The 20,946-nt window shown below is 58.1% G+C and carries 15 protein-coding genes and 1 pseudogene; 6 read left to right on the top strand and 10 right to left on the bottom strand.

The genetic code is table 11. From position 1 onward, the window contains the following. Window positions 1-5: 5 nt before the first annotated feature. The 6 genes from JHL21_RS11710 to JHL21_RS11685 form a co-directional block, all read right to left on the bottom strand. On the bottom strand, window positions 6-1,067 hold the full coding sequence (locus JHL21_RS11710; RefSeq protein WP_169194313.1) for an ABC transporter ATP-binding protein: 1,062 nt from the start codon (window positions 1,065-1,067) through the stop codon (window positions 6-8). Window positions 1,068-1,081: 14 nt separating this feature from the next. Further along, window positions 1,082-2,161, bottom strand: coding sequence for a Gfo/Idh/MocA family protein (locus JHL21_RS11705; protein ID WP_200213609.1), 1,080 nt, complete (start codon window positions 2,159-2,161; stop codon window positions 1,082-1,084). Beyond that, window positions 2,158-3,174: a Gfo/Idh/MocA family protein gene (locus JHL21_RS11700; protein ID WP_200213607.1), complete on the bottom strand. Its 1,017-nt coding sequence runs from the start codon at window positions 3,172-3,174 to the stop codon at window positions 2,158-2,160. Before JHL21_RS11700 ends, JHL21_RS11705 begins: the two co-directional genes overlap by 4 nt. Window positions 3,175-3,251: 77 nt before the next feature. After that, entirely contained in the window at window positions 3,252-4,139 is an 888-nt protein-coding gene (locus JHL21_RS11695) for a carbohydrate ABC transporter permease (RefSeq protein ID WP_367948181.1), read from the bottom strand. Continuing rightward, entirely contained in the window at window positions 4,129-5,049 is a 921-nt protein-coding gene (locus tag JHL21_RS11690) for a carbohydrate ABC transporter permease (protein ID WP_169194513.1), read from the bottom strand. The genes JHL21_RS11695 and JHL21_RS11690 overlap by 11 nt, the downstream gene beginning before the upstream one ends. 44 nt (window positions 5,050-5,093) lie before the next feature. Further along, window positions 5,094-6,389 (bottom strand): ABC transporter substrate-binding protein, encoded by a 1,296-nt coding sequence (locus tag JHL21_RS11685; RefSeq protein ID WP_200213605.1) that lies wholly within the window; start codon window positions 6,387-6,389, stop codon window positions 5,094-5,096. A gap of 405 nt (window positions 6,390-6,794) precedes the next feature. Between JHL21_RS11685 and JHL21_RS11680 the strand changes: the two genes are divergently transcribed. Both JHL21_RS11680 and JHL21_RS11675 read left to right on the top strand, forming a co-directional pair. Next, window positions 6,795-7,727: a LysR family transcriptional regulator gene (locus JHL21_RS11680; RefSeq protein ID WP_199531132.1), complete on the top strand. Its 933-nt coding sequence runs from the start codon at window positions 6,795-6,797 to the stop codon at window positions 7,725-7,727. Between the two features lie 59 nt (window positions 7,728-7,786). After that, window positions 7,787-10,702 carry an FAD-binding and (Fe-S)-binding domain-containing protein gene (locus JHL21_RS11675; protein ID WP_200213604.1) on the top strand — a complete coding sequence of 972 codons (2,916 nt, stop codon included), beginning with the start codon at window positions 7,787-7,789 and terminating at the stop codon, window positions 10,700-10,702. Between the two features lie 221 nt (window positions 10,703-10,923). On the opposite strand, the gene JHL21_RS11670 is transcribed toward JHL21_RS11675, so the two are convergent. The 4 genes from JHL21_RS11670 to miaB all read right to left on the bottom strand — a co-directional run bounded on the left by JHL21_RS11670 (window position 10,924) and on the right by miaB (window position 15,161). Beyond that, the gene (locus JHL21_RS11670) at window positions 10,924-11,850 is read right to left on the bottom strand and encodes a hemolysin family protein (RefSeq protein ID WP_169194319.1); all 927 of its coding nucleotides are present in this window, start codon (window positions 11,848-11,850) and stop codon (window positions 10,924-10,926) included. A 186-nt stretch (window positions 11,851-12,036) separates the two neighbouring features. Beyond that, window positions 12,037-12,516 carry an rRNA maturation RNase YbeY gene (ybeY, locus tag JHL21_RS11665; protein WP_282567637.1) on the bottom strand — a complete coding sequence of 160 codons (480 nt, stop codon included), beginning with the start codon at window positions 12,514-12,516 and terminating at the stop codon, window positions 12,037-12,039. Further along, window positions 12,507-13,541, bottom strand: a complete 1,035-nt coding sequence (locus JHL21_RS11660; protein WP_248305890.1) for a PhoH family protein — start codon at window positions 13,539-13,541, stop codon at window positions 12,507-12,509. Before JHL21_RS11660 ends, ybeY begins: the two co-directional genes overlap by 10 nt. A 225-nt stretch (window positions 13,542-13,766) precedes the next feature. Continuing rightward, window positions 13,767-15,161, bottom strand: a complete 1,395-nt coding sequence (miaB, locus tag JHL21_RS11655; RefSeq protein WP_200213602.1) for a tRNA (N6-isopentenyl adenosine(37)-C2)-methylthiotransferase MiaB — start codon at window positions 15,159-15,161, stop codon at window positions 13,767-13,769. Between the two features lie 304 nt (window positions 15,162-15,465). Between miaB and JHL21_RS18010 the strand changes: the two genes are divergently transcribed. From JHL21_RS18010 to JHL21_RS11635, 4 genes and pseudogenes are all read left to right on the top strand, one after another. After that, entirely contained in the window at window positions 15,466-17,151 is a 1,686-nt protein-coding gene (locus tag JHL21_RS18010) for a sensor histidine kinase (protein ID WP_200213600.1), read from the top strand. 104 nt (window positions 17,152-17,255) lie between these two features. Next, window positions 17,256-17,563, top strand: a pseudogene (rpsO, locus tag JHL21_RS11645) (30S ribosomal protein S15). A 307-nt stretch (window positions 17,564-17,870) separates the two neighbouring features. Continuing rightward, the gene (pnp, locus tag JHL21_RS11640) at window positions 17,871-20,015 is read left to right on the top strand and encodes a polyribonucleotide nucleotidyltransferase (RefSeq protein ID WP_199531129.1); all 2,145 of its coding nucleotides are present in this window, start codon (window positions 17,871-17,873) and stop codon (window positions 20,013-20,015) included. 229 nt (window positions 20,016-20,244) lie between these two features. Further along, window positions 20,245-20,892: a L,D-transpeptidase gene (locus tag JHL21_RS11635; RefSeq protein ID WP_169194325.1), complete on the top strand. Its 648-nt coding sequence runs from the start codon at window positions 20,245-20,247 to the stop codon at window positions 20,890-20,892. The last annotated feature ends 54 nt before the right edge of the window (window positions 20,893-20,946 follow it).

The raw sequence follows: 20,946 nt of genomic DNA, 5'->3' as shown, positions 1-20,946 counted from the left end.
GGGGCCTAGGATTGGCTTATGGCGTTTCCAGCTTCGTCGAAGACATGAACCTTGCTCGGATCGAGATAGAGAGTGATCGTTGCGCCCATTGCGACTGCGCGCTGGCCTTCGAGAACGACTGTGAGCGCTTCACCATCAGAGGTCGTGGCATAGACCACAGTTTGACCGCCGAGGTTCTCGATTAGGTCGACGCGCACGTCGGCGAACTTGATGCCGCTGCCTTCCGAGATGGTGATGTGCTCTGGGCGGATGCCCAGAGTTTTGGTTCCGGTGACGTCGCGGCCGAGGAGCAGGGAGGACCCCGCAGCTTTGACGGCACCGTTCTCAACTGTGGCGGTGAGGAAGTTCATTTTCGGCGAACCGATGAACCCGGCCACAAAGAGGTTTCGCGGATTGTTATAAAGATCGAGCGGCGCGCCGGCCTGTTCCAGAATACCCGCGCGCAGAACGACGATCTTGTCGGCCATGGTCATGGCTTCGACCTGATCGTGGGTCACGTAGATCATGGTGTTGCCGAGGTCGTTGTGGAGTTTTGCAATCTCCACGCGCATGGCAACGCGCAGTTCGGCGTCGAGGTTAGACAGCGGTTCGTCAAAGAGGAAGATCTTTGGCTCGCGCACGATGGCGCGGCCAATGGCGACGCGTTGGCGCTGACCGCCTGAGAGCTGCTTTGGCTTGCGCTTGAGGAGCGGCTCGATCTTTAGGATCGCTGCGGCCTGCTGCACCCGCTTTTCGATCTCGGCCTTGGGCATGCGCGCGGTTTCAAGACCAAAGGCTAGGTTCTGATAGACCGACATATGCGGATAAAGCGCATAGGACTGGAACACCATGGCGATGCCGCGCTTGGCAGCGGGCACGTCGTTCATGCGCTGACCATCGATGATGAGGTCCCCGCCAGTGATCGGCTCAAGACCCGCGATCATGCGCAGTAGGGTGGACTTGCCGCAGCCGGAGGGGCCAACGAAGACGGTGAACTGGCCGGGCTCGATGGTGAGATCAACGCCGTGAATGACCGGAACTTCGCCATAGGCCTTTTTAATCTGCCGCAGTTCGATGCTGGTTGCCATAATGGATCTCCCTGTTAGCGGAATGCGGCCGGAACCCAGCTCTGATAGAGCGGGTGATCGGGGCGGAGGGGAAGTTCAACCTCAGTGTGGGTTGAAGACGAGTGGTAAAAGGCTGTTACCAGTTCCAGCGCGCGACGGGAGTCGGCGCTGGTGACGGGCAGCGGGCCATTGGTTTCTAGCGCATCGTAAAAGCGCGCCATCTGGGTTTGGAAACGCGACGGGACGTGCTTCCAATCTTTCAGTAGAGCTTCGATTTTGGCGGCCGTTTCTGGATTGCGCGGCTCGATCTTCCACGGCTTGTCGCCGGGATTATAAGGAGCGTGATCGCTTTCGAAGGTGACGTTTTCAAACGCCAGACGAATGCGCGAAATGTCGGTGGAGGAGCCAAGGGTTGCCGTAAAGCTACCCAGAGCGCCGCTCGCCATTTCGACGGAAGCGGAGACGCAATCTTCGACTTCAATGTCGTTGACGCGGGTGGCAACGCGACCAAAGAGGCGGGACACGTCGCCCATGAGATAGGTGAACATGTCGTGCGGATGGATAGCGTGGGTCATGAGCACGCCACCAAGCTCGGTAGCCCACTTACCGCGCCACGGCACGGCGTAATAATCGGGACCACGACGCCACAGCGTTTCGACGGTGCCGACATAAGGCTTTCCGGCAATGCCAGCGTCGATGATGGTTTTTGCCTGTTCGACGCCATCGCCAAAGCGATATTGGAAGACCGGCATGAGGCGGCCTTTTGACTGGCCTTCGGCGGCGATGACTTCATCGACCTGCGCCAGAGAACCAACCAGCGGCTTTTCGCAGATGACGTGCTTGTTCGCCTTGAGGGCGGCCAGCGTCATCGGGTGGTGCAACATGGGCGGGGTGCAGACGTCGATAATATCAACGTCGGCCATGGCGAGCAGATCATCAAAATTGGTGATGCGGCGCTCGATGCCAAACTCGTCGCCCACCGCGTTCATACGCTCGACGTTGAGGTCGCATAGCGCCAAGACTTTGAACTTGTCGGGATTGGTCAGATAGCCTTCGACAATGTGGCTGCGGCCAATGCCCATACCGACGACGGCAACATTATAGACGCGGCTCATTGGGCCCACTCCGTGCCTTGCTCGGCCAGCTTTTGAGCATTGAGGGCCATTTTCATGGCGTTAAAGCAGCGCTCTTGCGGCATGGCAGTTTCGGTGCGGTTGCGCACGTCGTCGAGGAACTGGCGGCCAAAGGGCAGCTCGACGCCAGAGCAATCCTTGTAGTGGACGCCCTTTTTATCGACGAGGAAGAGGTGGTTATCGCCGCTCTTGCCGTCGATATCGACGTATTTCCTCAGCTCGATATAGCCCTCAGTGCCCAAAATGGTCAGGCGTCCATCGCCCCAAGTGGGGAGACCTTCCGGGGTGTACCAATCAACGCGGACATAGCCGGTGGTGTTTTGCGTGCGGACGTGAGCATCGCCAACATCTTGGAGGCCCGGACGGTGTGGGTTATTGCGGTTGGCAACGGAAGCAGACACTACTTCGCCATCCATAGCGCCCGAGAAGAACAGGAACTGCTCGAACTGGTGGCTGGCGATGTCGCACAAGATGCCGCCGTAGCGATTGCGGGTGAAGAACCAATCGGGGCGATTGTTGAGGCGCAGCGAATGCGGGCCCATACCGATGGTGTTGACCACCTTGCCGATGGCGCCAGACGCAATGAGATTGCCTGCTTCGACCGCAGCCGGAACTTCAAAGTGCTCGGAATAAAGCACGGAGAAGATGCGGCCGGTTTCCTTTTGGACGCGGCGGATCTCATCGAACTGGGCAAAGGAAATCATGCCCGGCTTGTCAGTGAGCACGTCTTTGCCGTGGCGCATGGCAGCGAGGCAAATGTCGGCGCGGTCGCCGGGAATTGCGGCGGTTGTGATGATCTGAATGGACGGGTCTTCGAGCAGGACGGCCGGATCGGAAACGCGCGGCGCTTCGGGATATTTCGCGCCAAAAGTGGCGGCGAGGTCGTCTTCAGCCGAATAGAAGCCAACAAACCGCGCACCGGCGCGCTTGAGGCAATCGACCTGCCCGTAGATATGGGCGTGGTTGACGCCGATGGCTGCAAACTTAATCGTCATTGGAGGAGAACCCTCAATTCAATTTGGTCTGGAAGGAGCGGCGCGTGTGGCCGCTCCTGTGCAATTTAGGTCCGCGATCAGCGCTTCATGCCGGTGGTGGCAATGCCCTCGATGAGGAGGCGCTGGAAGGCGAGGAAGAAGACGAAGATCGGCACCAGAGCGAGGACGCTCATGGCGAACATGCCGCCGTAGTCGGACTGGCCGGTGCTATCGACGAAGGTGCGCAGACCGAGCATGACGGTGTATTGGCGCAGATCGGAGAGATAGATCAGCGGGCCAAAGAAATCGTCCCAGGTCCAGATGAAGGTGAAGATCGCGGCGGTCGCCAGAACCGGCGTGCTCAAGGGAAGAAGAATCTTCCAATAGATGCGCCACGGCCCTGCCCCGTCCATACGCGCGGCTTCATCAAGCTCCTTGGGGATGCCACGGAAGAACTGCACCATCAGGAAGATGAAGAAGGCGTCGGCAGCCAAGAATTTTGGCACGACGAGGGGAAGGAAGCTGTTCACCCAACCCATGTTGAGGAACATCACATACTGCGGGATCAGGGTGACCTGATAGGGCAGCATGAGCGTCATCAGCATCATGGCGAACCAGAAGTTGCGGCCAAAGAACTCGAGGCGCGCAAAGGCAAAGGCGGCCAGCGAACACGCCATGACATTGCCGATCACCGACAGGCCCGAAATGACAAAGGAATTGATGAAGAGCTGGCCAAAGCCAACGCGCAACCCATTCCAGCCACGGAAGTAGCTATCAATGCTCCAATTCAGGCTCGGCAGCACCGAAATGCCCGAGGTGAAGATCTCGTTCTCCGGGCGGAAGGACGCCGCCAGAAGCCATAGCAAGGGGTAGAGCATGATGATCGACGCAGTGATCAGCAAGCCATGCGCCACAACCGACATGATGCGTTTGCGGGTCGGTGACGTCGAGGTCACGACGGTGAGACGGTCTGCATCAGTCGTCATAGTGCACCCAGAACTTTGAGGTGAGGAACGAGAAGGCGGTAAACGCAGCGACGATGATCAGTAGCACCCAAGCGAGCGCCGAGGCATAGCCCATGCGGAAGAAGCCAAAGGCCTCGTTGTAGAGATAGAGCGTGTAGAACAGGGTCGAGTTGATCGGACCGCCTGTACCGCCCGAAATGATGAAGGACGGGGTGAAGCTCTTGAAGGCTTCAATGGTCTGGATAATTGCGTTGAAGAACACCACCGGGGTCAGCATGGGAAGGGTGATCTTCCAGAACTGACGCCAGCGCGACGCACCATCAAGGCTTGCCGCCTCATACATATCCTGCGGGATTTGACGAAGCCCGGCGAGGAAGATGATCATGGGCGAGCCAAACTGCCAGACGGCCAGAATAATCAGCGTCCACAGCGAGGTGTTCGGATTGGAAATCCAGCTTGGGCCTTCGATGCCGAAATTGGCGAGGACCTGATTGACCAAACCATTGCCGGCAAAAATCTGACGCCAGAGAATGGCGATGGCAACGGAGGCACCCAAAAGGCTCGGGAGATAAAACAGCGCGCGATAGATCGAGAGCCCCTTCATGCCGCGATTGAGCAGCAGAGCGACGCCGAGCGCAAAGGCGAGCTTGAGCGGCACCGAGAAGATAACGAAGACGAAGGTGACGCGCATAGAGGCGGCAAACTTCGGATCGTTGGTGAACATGCGCGTGTAGTTATCGAGCCCAGCCCAGCGTGGGGCGGTGAGCAGATCGAAATGGGTAAAGCTGAGATAGAGAGACGTAAGAATCGGCCCGATGGTCAGGCCCAAAAAGCCGATGAACCAAGGCAAAAGGAAGAGGTAGCCGGGGGCATGGTTTTCCCATATCCCCCGCCACACCGATGGGGCGGCCACGCGGGCTGCCGAAGTCATATGTTTCGTATCAACCTGCGTGGCCATATACGGTCCCCTAGGTTTTAGGCCTGACGCGCCAGAACGGCACTTGCTTCAGTGACGAAATACTGGCCGGCGTCTTCTGGCGTGCGTGCGCCGAAAGCGACTTCCTGGCTGAGCGTACGCAGCACGGAGATGTCGATTTCGCCAGCAGCGGCTGGTGGAGGAGGAGGCAGAGCGCCCAAGAGATCGCCAAGGTTGGCAACGAAATCGAGCGCGATCTGGTCCTGTTCATTCAGGGTCGGCGCGATGGCTTCGCGAACGCCCGGAATGCACGGAATGCCGCGTTCGACGCCGAGAATCTTGCCTGCTTCAGGATCGTTGATGAAGTAGGAGAGATACTCAGCTGCCAGTTCCTTGTTCTTGGACGAGCCGCCGATGGAGAAGAACATGGATGGCTTGCGGTAGTGACCGCCGCCAACACCCGCTGCAATACGCGGATAGCTGGTGATGGTGACCTTGTCGGTCATCAGCGCCTGGAAGCCCACGAGCTGGTTAGAGTTCGACGGCATCATGGCCGACTTGCCCATCACGACCATGGTTGTTTCGAGCGGACCGTTGGTGTCGAGCGCCTGAGTTTCGGCGTCAACGCAGATCTTGTCGGCGCGCATCTGGTTCCAGAAGGTGAACCATTCGATCGCTGCGTCAGCATCAAAGCCGAGCTTGCCATCAGCGGTGTAGAGGGCGAGGCCCTTCTGACGGAGCCAGTTGTCGAGCATTGGCTCGGAACCCGAACCGTCAGCGATAACGCGAATGCCACCGCGGATATTCTTGGAGAGGAATGCCTCGCCCATGGCGCGGATGTCATCATAGGTGGTGTCGCGGTTCGGCAGATCGATACCGGCTTCTTCAAAAGCTGCGACATTGACCAGCTGGGCCACCGAGTTGGCGCCCAGCGAAATACCGTAGAGCTTGCCGTCAACCTTGCCGCCTTCGAGCTGGTCGGCGTCAAAGCCGTCGAGCTTGAGCGCGCCGCCAACATATTCATCGAGCGGAGCAATGGCGCCGCGCTTGGCGTATTCAACGATGAAGCGATAGTCCATCTGGACGATGTCTGGCGAATTGCCGCCTGCGGTTTCAGTGGCCAGCTTTGGCCAGTAATCGCCCCAGCCGAGGAAGCTGGAATCGACCTCTGCGCCATTGGCGGCCTTGAACAGGTCGTTGACGCCATAGGTACGGTCGGCGCGCGCCTGACCACCCCAGAAGAACTGACGCAGGCCCGCGCTTTGTGCGAAGGCTGGGCTCAGACCCAGAGCGCCAGCAGCGGCGAGAGCGGACGAGCCCATAAGAAACTGACGTCTATCGAGACGAATAGTCATATTTATCCTCCCAAAGTGCACAATCCCGGAGTGGGATTGGCGAATGACCAGCGACCTCCCGTCGCTAAGTCACTAACTGGTTACAAGATGAAGAAGAACGAACCCATTTCCGTTTCTGCCTTGCTCGCCACCGCCCCAAGCATAATCGGGTAGGCTTTGTGCGCCTTGCCAGCTATTTACGAATGTTACACGTCCAAATCCGGCTGGGCAATGTCTTGTATGGAAGAATTGCGCTGGGCGCGAAATTCTACAGACAGACCATGTGAACGAATTGGTGAAATTCCTCTCCCTCATGCGCGGCTCTTCGACCGCGTCAGATTAAGCAGAGAGTGACCCAAAAAAATCGCTAGGCAAACTACGAAATTTCCTGCGTACTATAGAAATAATCTATAGCCGGAGGAGGCGATGGATAAGCTACTCACCCAATTCATGGCGGTTGCGGATGCCGGATCACTGTCTGGAGCGGCGCAAAACCTGCTAATTACGCAACCGACTTTGACCTTCAACATGCGCAAGCTCGAAGAGAGTATCGGCGCGGCGCTGTTTGAGCGGAGCTCACGCGGGGTAAGGCTCACCCGCTACGGGGAAACGCTTTATGAAAACGCGCGGATGATGAGCCGCATCTACGACAATACGCTCAAGGTGATTAGCGATCAGCAACGAGGCGTGCAGCGCGGGGTGTCGATCGGGTCGGGCTATTCGTGGTGGTCGCTGTTTTTACGCGACATGGTGCTCGACTATGAAAAAGAGTTTCCGCGATCGCCCGTGCAGGTGAGCCTTGGCAATCAGCTGCGGCTGCTCGACCAGATGCTTTCAGGCGATATTTCGATGTTTCTAGCCCATGAAATCGATGGATTGAGCCCGTCAGTGGGCACCGATTTCATTCCCCTCGCCAAGGTCTACAACGCCTTCTTCGCCCATGAAGGGCATCCGCTTTTGGGACAGGCACGATCGGCCAGCGAGATCGATCAATTCGCGCTGGTCACGACCGCCATTGCCGAAAGCCGGCACGAGCGTTTTCTCGACCCAACACTGCGGCGCACGCGGGTGGAGACGATCTTTGATCGCGCCCGGTTTGCGTTTCGATCGAACTCACTGGCGGCCTGCATTGACTACGCCTTGGCGACCGATGCCGTATTGCTGCACACCAATGTGCTGTGCGACGATCTCAAGGCCAAAGGGCTATTTGAGGTGGACCAGGCGGACGAGCCGCGACGCGCGATCAGCGGCATTTACGTGCTGCGGGAGAGACGCGGCGAAGAGCGCATAGAAGAACTCATAGAACGCATCACCAAAGCGTGCCACGCCGTACTTCCCGCATGGACCGGCGAGGCGTAAACCAAAGGTAATTTTGAAAACCCTCCACAGGGTGCTTCTGACATGTTAGCGCTATAATTATGTACTTGGCCCCAAACTACTCCACCCAACCCCAAGCCCCCACGCCCGAGCGCCTTGCCGCCGGCGAGCGGGTGGCTCAGCGTCTCAAAACCGAGGTGCGGGGCAATATTTTCACCGACCCGTTGATGACCTACGCTTGGAGCGGGGACGCGAGCAGCTATCGCCTCATCCCGGCTGTCGTGGTGTTCGTCAATTCGGAAGACGATGTGCGCGCGGTCTATAAAGCGGCGCGGGCTGAAGGCTTGCCCGTGACCTTCCGCGCGGCGGGAACATCGCTCTCCGGCCAAGCCATCACCGATGGTGTGTTGGCGGTTTTGGGCGACGGGTGGCGAAAGCTCTCCATTCACCCCGGCGCTGAGAAAATCACGCTCGGGCCAGCGGTGATCGTGGCCGAAGCCAACAAAGCGCTAAAGCCTTATAACAAAAAGATCGGGCCAGATCCGGCGAGCCAGGCCACCGCCAAGATCGGCGGCGTGGTGAGCAATAATTCTTCGGGCATGTGCTGTGGGGTGGCGCAGAACACCTATTACACCATGGACCGGCTGCGCATTGTGCTGACCGACGGGACCATGCTGGACTCCGGCGATGCAGAGAGCTGCGCCGCCTTCCGCACGACCCACGCGTCTATGCTTGAGAAGATCCACCAGCTGCATCATGTGGTGATGGAAGACCCCAAGCTTGTGGCGCTGATCCGGGAAAAATATCGGATCAAGAACACGGTCGGCTATTCGCTCAATGCGCTGGTCGACTATCACGACCCGCTCGATATTTTGATCCACCTTATGGTGGGATCTGAAGGCACGCTCGGCTTTGTGTCGGAAGTGACCTACAACACCGTGCCGGAGCACCCGTATAAATCGACGGGCATGATCCCCTTCCCTGACGCGCAATCGGCAGGCCGGGCCATTATCGAAATGGCCAATGGCGGGGTGCAGCTGACGGTCGGCGTCAATGCCGCCGAGTATATCGAGCGCCGGGCGCTGGCGACGGTTGAGCATGTGCCCGCAATGGCGAGCATTTTGCCATGGCTGACCGAGCACTCACCTGCGGTTTTGATCGACGTGACTGCGCCTGACGAAGCAACGCTGATTGCCGAGGTGCAAAAGACCGAGGAGTTGCTGGCGCGACACGGGGCGACCCATCTCAACTTCTCGACCGACGAGCATTTGAGCCACGCGTTCTGGGACATACGCAAAGGCTTTTTCACCACCGCCGGAGCAACGCGTCCGCAGGGCACCACCCTGATGACCGAAGACATTGCCGCGCCGATCGAAAAGCTCGCCGATTTTGTCACCGATGTGCGCGCGATGCTCGATGAGCATGGCTATGAAGACGCGATCATCTTTGGCCATGCGCTGGCGGGGAATTTGCACTTTTTGATGGGCGACGACTTTGCCAAGCCGGGCGCCGCGGAAAAATTCGACCTCTTCAACCAAGCGCTCTCGGACCTCGTTTCGGTGCGCTACAATGGCTCGCTCAAGGCCGAGCACGGCACGGGACGAGCGATTGCGCCATTCGTTGAAATTGCGTGGGGCAAAAAAGCCTATGGCTTGATGGAAGAGATCAAGGCGATCTTTGATCCCGAAACCATACTCAATCCGGGCGTGATTTTGAACGCCGACCCCAAGGCGCATGTGCGCCATCTCAAGCTCATGCCGCAGGCCGATGGCCTCGTGGACATGTGCATTGAATGCGGCTTCTGTGAACCCGCCTGCCCCAGCCATCATATGACGCTGACGCCTCGTCAACGCATTGCCGTGACGCGCGAACGCGCCCGCATGCGAGCTTCGGGCGAAGATCCGGCACGGTTGGAAAAGTTTGAAGCCGATTTCCAATATGCCGGGCTCGACACTTGCGCGGCGTGCAATCTATGTGCGCTACGGTGCCCGGTTGGGATTGAGACCGGCACCATGGTGATGGGCGAAAGGGCCCGACGCCGCGGCGACACCGGGCATTCGATTGCCAAACTTGTCGCTGGAAACCTCGCGACGATTGAAACGGGAATGCGAATTGGTCTGGCCGTGGCCGATGGGGCCAGGACGATCATCCCCGGTGGCGCTGTGGAAGCACTGACGGATACCGCGCGCAAGTTGACCGGGAACCGCATTCCACGCGTCTCGCGGGCGTTGCACCACGGCACCGGAACACCAAAGGCACGCGACAATCGTCAAGACCCGCGCACAACGGGTTTCCCGGTCCCGATCACTCAGCCAGCACGGGAAAAGATTGTCTACTTCCCCGCTTGCCCGAGCCGCATGTTCGGCGCTCCAAAGACGGACGAAGTTTTTCTGTCGACGCAGGACGCCATGGTGGTCCTCCTCGAACGGGCGGGCTATGAGGTGATCATCCCCGAAAAGCTCACGGGCCAATGCTGTGGTCAGCCGTTCCAATCCAAGGGTTTCCCTGAGGAAGCAAAACGTGTGGGAGGCGCCCTCAATGATGAGCTGTCGCGCCTATCGCATGGTGGCGCGCTCAATGTGGTGACGGACGCATCAACCTGCGCCAAGCATCTCAAAGAGTTTCCGGGCGAGGCAGCGGTTGCTGACAGCGCGCAGTATTTGCTCAGCCATGTCTTGCCGCGCCTGACCATCACCCAGCGTCTGCCGGTGGTGGCAGTGCACCACAATTGCTCGGCACAACGTCTGGCCGAGCAACCGGCGACAGAAGCTGTGGCGCAGGCGTGTTCGGAAAAGCTGGCGGTGTTGAGCTCGATTACCTGCTGTGGGTATGCGGGCGATAAGGGGCTGTTCATTCCTGAATTGAATGAGCACGCAACCCGTCGGGTGAAGAACGATGTGCCCGCCAATTGCACGGTCGGCGTGTCGACAGTGTCCACCTGTGCTTCGGGGCTTTCCGAGCGGGCGGGCGTGCCGTTTGTGGGGCTCGCGAGCTTATTGGAATGGGCGACGCGATAAGGCTTTTGGATTTTGGGGTTTTGAAAGGGGGCGGCTTGGCTGCCCCTTTTTTGTATTGGGGGATGGCCCCCACCTAGCCTCCCCCGCGAGCGGGGGAGGGATTGGGCTGGTGGGTGAGGTTGGAATGCGGCAAGAGGCATAAGGCCCTCTCCCCGAAGGGAGAGGTAAAGAGCCCGCTGTACAGAACCAAAAGAAAAGGCAGCCCGGGGGCTGCCTTAAAACTATTCCGCTGCCATTTTTTCTTCGGCGGGGCGCTGGTCGGTGATGGCCAGAGGTTCTGGGGCATCATCGGCGCGCTTGCGGCGAATGCGCAGGCGTTTGATACGACGGCTGTCGGCCGCCAGAATTTCAAACTCAAAGCCTTCGAGCGGACCATTACCCGATACGCGTTCGCCGCGCTTGGGAACGTGACCGGCAATATCGAAAACGAGGCCACCAATGGTGTCCACCGCCTCGGCATATTCGACGGGGTCGAAATCGGGACCAATGAGCTTACGCACATCTTCCAATTCGGCACGGGCGTTGGCGATGAAGAGATCATCACCGACCCGGCGAATCAAAGCGGCCTCGGCGACGTCGTGTTCATCTTCGATCTCGCCAACGACGGCTTCGAGCAGATCTTCAATGGTCACCAGACCATCGGTGCCGCCGTATTCATCGACGACGATGGCCATGTGGGTACGGCTGGCGCGCATGGACTGCAAGAGATCGGCTGCGGGCATAAAGGTCGGCACAAACATGGCCGAGCGCATAATGCCGAGCTTATCGATGCGCGTTTTGAGCGCTGCGGACAAAAGCTTAACCGGGACATCTTTTTCCGGATCGCTCACTGGCTCGGTGATTTTGGCCAGAGCGTCCTTGATATGGATGAAGCCCTTAATATCGTCCAAGCCTTCTTCGTAGACCGGCAGACGGGAGTGACCCACTTGGCGGAACTTGGCCAAGAGCGTGCCCAGGTTGATATCGCCCGATACCGCATGGATATCCGAGCGTTCGACCATGACGTCGTCCACGGAGACTTTAGAAAGCTTGAGCACGTTCTGAAGAATAACGCGCTCACTATCCGAGAAGTCGCCAGCGTCGGCGGTTCTCGGCTCCTCTAACGCGACTTGTAAGTCGTCGCGCAGCGAGACCGACTTCAGGGGCATAAAGCCCTTAAGGCGGCTCCACAAGTTAAGCCCCCGTGAAGCGGAGGCGGTACTAGAAGGAGGTTCAGGGTTATCTGCCACCCGCGAGGCGTTTTTACTGTCGCTGTCGTTCATCATGCCTGCCGCATATGCGGCTTCTGTTACCTTCGGACGAAATGGCCCATCCAAAAATGGGTTGCATCACCTTTAATCGGCGTAAGGATCGGCAATACCGAGCCCGGCCAATATCTGGGTTTCCAACCCTTCCATTTGAAGAGCTTCCTCTTCCTCGATGTGATCATACCCCAAAATATGCAGAAATCCATGCACCATTAGGTGGGTGAAATGATCTTCGAGGCTCTTGCCCAGATCTTTTGCTTCTAACTCAAGAGTTTCTCGCGCCAGCGTAATGTCACCCAAAATACCGAAGACCGGCCCAAAAGGCTCGATTTGCGGAAAACTGAGAACATTTGTCGAGGAGTCTTTGCCACGCCACTCGGCGTTTAGTTCCCGTTGTTCTTCATCATCGGTGAAAACAACAGATATTTCGGCAGGCCCTTTGAGGCGCGCTTTGGCGCCAGCGAGGGCCGCAAACACCGCCTTTTCAGCGAGTTCGTCAAAATGGTCAGGCCAACCATCCGCATTGCGGATGATGGCCACTTCAAGAGGCAGAGTAGTCAGTTCGATTGTCCTTCGGCAGCATTCTGCTTGGCCAGACGGCGCGCAGTATCAGCCTCATAGGCCCGGACGATGCGGCCGACAAGCGCGTGGCGAACCACATCCTTGTCACCAAAGCGGGAAATGTGAACGCCTTCCACACCGTCGAGGAGGTGAACTGCTTCCACGAGGCCCGATTTTTCACCACGCGGTAGATCGACCTGTGTCGGATCGCCAGTGACGATCATCTTAGAGTTCTCACCCAAACGGGTGAGGAACATCTTCATCTGCATCGATGTGGTGTTTTGCGCTTCGTCGAGAATGACGACGGCATTGGAGAGCGTACGACCGCGCATGAAAGCAAGCGGGGCAACTTCAATAATGCCCGAGGCAATGCAGCGCTCGACATTTTCAGGCTTCATCATATCGTGCAGCGCGTCATAGAGCGGGCGCAGATAAGGATCGACCTTATCCTTCATATCGCCGGGCAAGAAGCCGAGGCGTTCGCCCGCTTCCACCGCCGGGCGCGAGAGGATGATGCGATTGATGTCGCCGCGCTCAAGAAGCGAGGCAGCATGGGCAACGGCGAGATAGGTTTTACCCGTACCAGCAGGGCCGACACCAAATACCAATTCGCTGCGCTCCATGGCGCGCATATAGGCGTCTTGGGCTGGGGTGCGGGCAACAATTGTGGATTTGCGCGTGGCAATCTGGGCCATGCGCACCTTGCCCTTCTTTTCCAAGGACGGCAGCGTGAGCTGGCTGTCTTCGGTCTCGATCATGCGAATGACCGCATCGACATCGCCAATATCGGCGCGGCGACCTTCTTCAAGACCGGCGTAAAGAGATTCCAACACGCGACGCGCCTGATCAACCTTGGACGCTGCGCCTTTGAGCAACACATGATTGCCGCGCGGCGTGGCCGTGACGGCAAGACGTTGTTCAACAAGGGCGAGGTTTTGGTCGAAATCACCATAGAGCTGTGAAGCAAGGCGATTATCGTCAAAGGCGAGTTCGAGTTGTGATGCGAGGGCGTTATCTGCTGATGGTGACAAATGCCTGCTCAAACTTTCTCGGCTCCCAAAGGAGGCGCCGCGGGCTGCGTCGCCAACACATAACGACGCTAGGTGAATTTGCGTTCGCTGTCTTCAAGTATTTGGTGACAGTTTTATCTCAAAGCAAGGGCTGACACTTGGCGAAACGTGCGTTTGCGCGGCGCGCCTAAGCCCCCCTCACCCGGCCGTTGGTTGACCTCTCCCCGCCGGGGAGAGGATAGAGGACTAGATTTGAGCCAAGCGCCCGACGAGCGAATTGGTCATGGTGCCAATGATCTCGACCTGATGGATATTGCCGATGAGATCTGGGCTGCCATCGAGGTGAACCGCTTGCAGGTAAGGCGAGCGACCGCCAATCTGACCGGCCTGACGACCAACGCGCTCGATAAGAACCGGCAGAGTTTTGCCGATCATGGAGGCGTGGAAGTCCGTGGTCTGCTGATTGACCAGCTCTTGCAGGCGATGGAGGCGCTCGGTTTTGACCTCTTCGGCGATTTGATCGCCCAGATTTGCGCCCGGCGTGCCGGGACGGGTCGAGTATTTGAACGAATAGGCCGAGGCGTAATTGGTCTGGCGGATGATATCGAGAGTGTCCTCGAAATCCTGATCGGTTTCGCCGGGGAAGCCGACGATAAAGTCGCCGGACATGGCCATGTCTGGACGCGCGGTTTTGATGCGCTCGATGAGCGCGAGATATTCAGCGCGCGTGTGCTTGCGGTTCATTGCCTTCAAAATGCGATCAGAACCGGACTGAACCGGCAGGTGCAAGTAAGGCATGAGAAGCGGCAGATCACGATGCGCATTGATCAGCGCATCGTCCATGTCGCGGGGATGGCTGGTGGTGTAGCGCAGGCGCTCAAGACCAGAAATTTCGGCGAGGAGATAAACCAGCGCGCCAAGGCCGACATCGCGCCCGGCGGCATCGGTGCCGTGGTAGGCGTTAACGTTTTGGCCCAGCAGGGTGATTTCCTTGACGCCGGCGTCGACCAGACGACGGGCTTCGTCGAGCACCTGGGAGACCGGACGGGACACTTCAGCGCCACGCGTATAGGGCACAACGCAGAAGGAGCAGAACTTATCGCAGCCTTCCTGCACAGTAAGGAAAGCGGTGAGGCCGCGCGCAACCATCACTTCTTTTTTGGCAGCAGGAAGATGCGCGAACTTATCTTCTTCGGGGAAGTCAGTGTCGATGACGGCGCGCTTGAGCGAGGGGTGCAGATGCTTGCGCGATTCGACCTGCGAGAGCATTTCAGGCAGGCGGTGGTAAGCCTGCGGACCAAAAACCAGATCGACCACGGGCGCGCGGCGGGCAATTTCTTCGCCCTCTGCCTGCGCCACGCAACCGGCAACTCCGATCATCATATCGCTGCCAGCGGCGCGCTTTTCATCCTGCAATTCACGCAGGCGACCAAGTTCGGAGAAGACCTTTTCCGAGGCTTTTTCGCGGATGTGGCAGGTGTTGAGCAGGACCAGATCGGCCTCGGCAAGCTCTTGCGTCGGCATATAACCGTGCGGCGCCAAGGCGTCGGCCATGCGGTCGCTGTCATAGACATTCATCTGACAGCCATAAGTCTTGATGAACACCCGCCTGGGTGCGCTCGGGATCATAGTCTGGGTCATGGTGGCTCTTTAGCAGAGCCAAACAATTCATGCCATGCCTCTGCAACCGAACGCCGAGTTGCGGGTTATCTCGGTTAGAGAAGTACTGATTATTGCAAGCAGGCACAGTCTGCACTTCGCACTAATCGTTTGATTTCCGGCGTATATATACGGTGTTGGTTAGCCGATGGGTCGACGACAATAGCGTTAGGCGAGTAATCCGAAGCGTGGTTTTGGAACAAGGCTGGCGCGCAGGCGTTCAGATCGTCGTACACTAAGTTGATGCAGGGGCTATAATCGGATGGCAATCGCCGGGGTACACAAAGTGCCCAAGCTCGGTAAATTCCATCGCGGTCACTCGATCGCCACCTATCTCTATGCACTGGTGCTGGTGATCCTCATTCCCGCCTTTGCTGTCTCTGTCGTGCTCATCAATCGCGGCAATGACACTCAGCAAGCCGTCGTCAACACACTGATCAATGCCACTGTGCAGGCCATGGGCTATTCGGTGGACCGTGAAGTTGCTGGCATGGCAACGACCTTGCGCGTTCTCGCGGCAACGCAGGCCATGCAAGACGAAGACCTGATCAACTTCCATGCCCGCGCCACCCAGGCCCTGCAAGGGACGAGCACCTATCTTCTGGCTACGGACGACGAGTTCAACCAGATTTTGAACACGCGCATGCCCTTTGGCACCAAGCTGCCCAAAACCGCCGACCCAATTACGGCTGCCTTGGCGCTCGAAACCGGACGCCCCGCGATTTCCAACCTGTTCATGGGCGCAGCCTCGCAGCGACATGTGTTCAGTGTGTGGCTGCCGGTTGAGACAACCGAAAGCGTTGCGCTTTTGGGACTGGCGCAAAACTCAGATGATCTCGCGCCAGCGCTACAATCACGCCAATTGCCCGAGGGCTGGCACGCGGCCCTGATCGACCTCAACAATGCGGTGATGGCGTCGACCTTGGACGCGGGCCTTGAGGTCGCGGAAAAGCTGCCGCTGCGCCAAGACCAATCAAATTTGCCCGACGAGCGGTTTTCACGCGAGGTCTATGACGGCGAAGATGTGGTGAGTGTGCTGTGGCGCTCGCCGCTTACGGGCTGGCGTATAGTCGCCTGGGCCTCCGCTGCCAATGTGCAAAAGCCACTGGCCGACTCGCTGCAACAATTGGCTATCTGGGCCCTCGTTATTGCCGCGACCTCGACCGGCGTCGCCTTTTTGATCGCTGGCCGTATCCGTCATTCGGTCAAGGGGCTCAGTGTTGACGCGAGACGCCTTGGGCATGGCGAAACGGTCTATCCGCGCTCTTATCCAGTTGCTGAAATTGCCGAGGTGTCGAAAACGCTGGCGGTCGCCTCTGAGCAACGTCAAACCGCAGAGCGCGACATTCGTTTCCTGATGCGGGAGTTGGCGCATCGCTCTAAGAACCAAATGGCCGTTATCGCCGCCATGGCCAAACAAACGGCGCGGGGTTCTACCGATCTGCCCACCTATGTGCAGACCCTTGAGAAACGCATTTTGGGTCTGGCGCGCTCGACCGACCTGCTCTTGGCCAATGGTCGGGCTGGGGTGATGTTAAGTGAACTGGTCGACCAGCAATTGGGACCTTTCCTGCCACCCGATGCAGACCGCGTGACCATTGACGGGCCTGAGGTGCGCATCAACCCGCAAGGGGCGCAGATTTTGGGCATGGCGCTGCATGAGCTGTCGACCAATGCCACGCGCTATGGCGCTTTTTATGAGCCAAGTGGGCGGCTCAAGCTGAGCTGGGATATTGAAGACTCCATGCTGTTTATCCGCTGGCGGGAGTATTTGCGCTCGGAACTGGTGATGACCGACCGATCTGGCTTTGGCACCATTGTGTTGCGCACCATGGTGGGTGGAGCCCTGGGGGCAAAAGTGGAAAGAATCGCGCATCCAGATGGGGTTGAGTGGCAATTTCATGTCCCCCTCACCGCACTCGACCCGTCCTTTGCGGCGGCGCGGCCCGAGGAGCAGCTGGCAGCCCAATAAATTCTGGTGTTTTGGGCCTATTTGCCCTATAGGTCCGCCCAGCTGGCGGCTTGTTGCATGACAAGACGGCCTGCCTTCATGGCCCTACCTGGACGACATCCTGGTTGGGGCGTCCACTTTCCTAACTGAAAAGGAACAGCTGATGTCGATTACTGCAGAACGCAAGGCAGAACTCATCAAGGAATACGCAACCACTGCAAACGACACCGGTTCGCCGGAAGTGCAGGTTGCGATTCTGTCTGAACGCATTGCGAACCTCACCGAACACTTCAAGGGCCACAAGAAGGACAACCACTCCCGTCGTGGTCTTCTCAAGCTCGTTTCGACCCGTCGTAGCCTGCTCGACTACCTCAAGAAGGTTGACGGCGCGCGCTACCAGTCGCTGATCGAAAAGCTCGGCCTGCGTCGCTAAAAAACTTCCGGCGCGTGAGGCAACTCTCGCGCCGGTTGCCCTTTTCCGGGGCAGTTAGAGCAAACTCCCGCAATATGGCGGAAAGTGCTTTTAGGCCGGCGATGCCGGAGCATGGCAGGATTACCAGCCGCTTCCGCTGAGGAGTTGCTCGTTGTCTTGTCCATGTTCTGACCCGCCAACAGAACCAGTGCCTGATTTTGAGCTGACATGCACATGGGGTGCATCATCAGTGCGGGCACATCGGTAGAGTTCGCTCGTGAAGGCCTCACGCGCGTTCCCGCTCTGCCGCAAAACAGAAAGACAAGTCATGTCGATCAATTTTGACCACCACAAGGTCGAGCTGAACTGGGGCGGCCAGCCGCTTACGCTCGAGACCGGTAAGATGGCTCGCCAGGCTGACGGTGCAGTCATTGCCTCGCTGGGCGAAACCGTTGTTCTCGCGACCGTGGTAAGCGCTAAGACCGCAAAGCCCGGCCAGGACTTCTTCCCTCTGACCGTCAACTACCAGGAAAAGTACTTCGCCGCGGGCAAGATCCCAGGCGGTTACTTCAAGCGTGAAGGCCGTCCGAGCGAGAACGAAACTCTGGTTTCGCGCCTCATCGACCGTCCGATCCGCCCACTATTCCCAGATGGCTACAAGTTCGAAACTCAGGTCGTCATCACCGTGCTCCAGCACGACATGGAAAACAACCCAGACGTGCTCGCCATGGTCGCAGCTTCTGCTGCTCTGACCATCTCCGGCGTTCCGTTCATGGGCCCAATCGGCGCAGCGCGCGTTGGTTATGTCGATGGCGAATACGTTCTGAACCTGCCAGTTGATCGTCGCGCGGACAGCAAGCTTGACCTCGTCATGGCTGGCACCCAGGACGCCGTTCTGATGGTTGAATCGGAAGCTCAGGAGCTTTCCGAAGAAATCATGCTCGGCGCGGTGATGTTCGGTCACAAGGCATCGGCTCAGGTGATCGAAGCGATCATCAAGCTGGCTGAACTTGCTGCCAAGGAACCACGCGAATTCACGCCGCCAGACTTCTCGGCTCTCGAAGCTGAAGTTCTGACGATTGCTGAAGCTGACCTGCGCGCTGCTTACCAGATCACTGAAAAGGCTGCCCGCTACGCTGCGGTTGCCGCTGCCAACACCAAGGTCAAGGAAGCTTTTGCTGCCAAGATCGAAGCTGGCGAAGTGTCCAAGGAAGCGCTCGGCGAAGTCGTACACAACCTGCAGGCCAAGATCGTTCGCTGGAACATTCTGGACACCGGCAGCCGTATCGACGGCCGTGACACCAAGACCGTTCGCTCGATCGTTTCCGAAGTTGGTATCCTGCCACGCACCCACGGTTCGGCTGTGTTCACCCGCGGTGAAACTCAGGCGCTGGTTGTTGCGACCCTCGGTACTGCCGATGACGAACAGTTCATCGACAGCCTCGAAGGCACCCGCAAGGAAAACTTCCTCCTGCACTACAACTTCCCTCCATATTCGGTAGGTGAAGCTGGTCGTATGGGTTCCCCAGGCCGTCGCGAAATCGGTCACGGCAAGCTGGCTTGGCGCGCGATCAACCCGATCCGCCCATCCCTGGAAGAATTCCCATACACCATCCGTATCGTGTCAGAGATCACCGAATCGAACGGCTCATCCTCGATGGCAACCGTTTGCGGCACCTCGCTCGCACTGATGGACGCTGGCGTTCCAATGAAGCGTCCAGTGGCCGGTATCGCCATGGGTCTGATCCTGGAAGGCGACAAGTACGCCGTTCTTTCGGACATTCTGGGTGACGAAGATCACCTCGGCGACATGGACTTCAAGGTCGCAGGGACCGAAGAAGGCATCACCTCGCTGCAGATGGACATCAAGATCGCCGGTATCACCGAAGAGATCATGAAGACCGCTCTGGCGCAGGCTAAGGACGGCCGCATCCACATTCTGGGCGAAATGGGCAAGGCCCTGAGCCAGAGCCGTGGTGAAGTCGGTGAATTTGCTCCGCGCATTGAAACCCTCAAGATCCCAACCGACAAGATCCGTGAAGTGATCGGCACCGGTGGCAAGGTTATCCGCGAAATCGTGGAAAAGACCGGCGCCAAGATCAACATCGAAGACGACGGCACCGTAAAGGTTTCGTCCTCGGAAGGTTCGCAGATCGACGCTGCGATCAAGTGGATCCGCTCGATCACCGACGAGCCAGAAGTGAACGCAATCTATCAGGGTACTGTCGTTAAGACCGCTGACTTTGGTGCATTCGTGAACTTCTTCGGCGCCAAGGATGGCCTCGTGCACATCTCCCAGCTGGCCGACCAGCGCGTTGCCAAGACCACCGATGTGGTCAAGGAAGGCGACAAGGTTTGGGTCAAGCTTCTGGGCTTTGACGAACGCGGTAAGGTTCGCCTCTCCATGAAGGTTGTCGATCAGGCAACAGGTCAGGAAATCGTGGCCGCTGCCAAGGATGATTCGGCTGAATAATTTCAGCTAAATTTTCCATCACCAATTTGAAGAAGGCCGGCTCTGCTGGCCTTTTTCTTTTAGCCTCAGTACTCATGTGCTTTTTGAGCAACATTTGCAGGATTGGGATTTTTGCGACACGGAACCGCCGCATTGGTGCCATGTTAAGGTAAGCAAAGGTATGGGTAGTGTCGAAGGCGGGATCCCTCGCCACATTCTCAACACCCCCCGTTTTGATTGAGGTTCCGAGTTGCTTTCTCGCCGTCTGTTCCTGATCGGGATTTCCGCCACTGCGCTGACAGCGTGTACAACAACACGTCAGCCTAAGGTGGTTGAGCCCACTTTCGACCCCTATTATGTCCGCATGTACGGCCCTCTGTATGACGAGCCACATCCGGTGGAAGCCATGGACCTGCGTCGCGTCGACCCCAAGTGGTGGCGCCAGGAAGTGGAGTATTTCACCTCCGAGCGTCCGGGCACGATCGTTATCGACACGCCAGCGCACTACCTCTACCTCGTCATGGAAAACAACCGCGCCCTGCGTTACGGCATCGGGGTCGGCAAGGACGAAGCCTTGGTGTTCCGCGGCAATGCCACGATCGGCCGCAAGGCTGCTTGGCCCCGTTGGACACCCACTCAATCCATGATCCGTCGTGAACCTGATCGTTATGGTCCATACGCCGGTGGCATGCCTCCGGGCCCGACCAATCCGCTTGGTCCGCGTGCGCTTTATCTCTATCGCAATGGTGCGGACACGCTGTTCCGTATTCACGGGACGACCGAGCCCTATACCATTGGTACCAATGTCTCCTCGGGCTGTATCCGCCTGATGAACCAAGACATTATCGACTTGTATTCGCGCGTGCCGGTCGGTGCGCGTGTGACGGTTGTCAACTAACCGTCCTATCTAGATTTGCTGGTGGCGCCCTTACCGTAGTCACTGTCGCCGGCA

The organism is Devosia sp. WQ 349K1 (genome assembly GCF_016595685.1).
Classification (GTDB): domain Bacteria; phylum Pseudomonadota; class Alphaproteobacteria; order Rhizobiales; family Devosiaceae; genus Devosia.
The sequence above is the reverse complement of the archived record's forward strand: the minus strand, read 5'-3'. Positions and strand labels throughout refer to the sequence as shown.

Excerpts from the sequence above, each read along its gene's own strand:
- JHL21_RS11710 (WP_169194313.1), bottom strand. The coding sequence starts at position 1,067 with ATGGCAACCAGCATCGAACTGCGGCAGATTAAAAAGGCCTATGGCGAA.
- JHL21_RS11705 (WP_200213609.1), bottom strand. The coding sequence starts at position 2,161 with ATGAGCCGCGTCTATAATGTTGCCGTCGTCGGTATGGGCATTGGCCGC.
- JHL21_RS11700 (WP_200213607.1), bottom strand. The coding sequence starts at position 3,174 with ATGACGATTAAGTTTGCAGCCATCGGCGTCAACCACGCCCATATCTAC.
- JHL21_RS11695 (WP_367948181.1), bottom strand. The coding sequence starts at position 4,139 with ATGACGACTGATGCAGACCGTCTCACCGTCGTGACCTCGACGTCACCG.
- JHL21_RS11690 (WP_169194513.1), bottom strand. The coding sequence starts at position 5,049 with ATGACTTCGGCAGCCCGCGTGGCCGCCCCATCGGTGTGGCGGGGGATA.
- JHL21_RS11685 (WP_200213605.1), bottom strand. The coding sequence starts at position 6,389 with ATGACTATTCGTCTCGATAGACGTCAGTTTCTTATGGGCTCGTCCGCT.
- JHL21_RS11680 (WP_199531132.1), top strand. The coding sequence starts at position 6,795 with ATGGATAAGCTACTCACCCAATTCATGGCGGTTGCGGATGCCGGATCA.
- JHL21_RS11675 (WP_200213604.1), top strand. The coding sequence starts at position 7,787 with ATGTACTTGGCCCCAAACTACTCCACCCAACCCCAAGCCCCCACGCCC.
- JHL21_RS11670 (WP_169194319.1), bottom strand. The coding sequence starts at position 11,850 with ATGCCCCTGAAGTCGGTCTCGCTGCGCGACGACTTACAAGTCGCGTTA.
- miaB (WP_200213602.1), bottom strand. The coding sequence starts at position 15,161 with ATGACCCAGACTATGATCCCGAGCGCACCCAGGCGGGTGTTCATCAAG.
- pnp (WP_199531129.1), top strand. The coding sequence starts at position 17,871 with ATGTCGATCAATTTTGACCACCACAAGGTCGAGCTGAACTGGGGCGGC.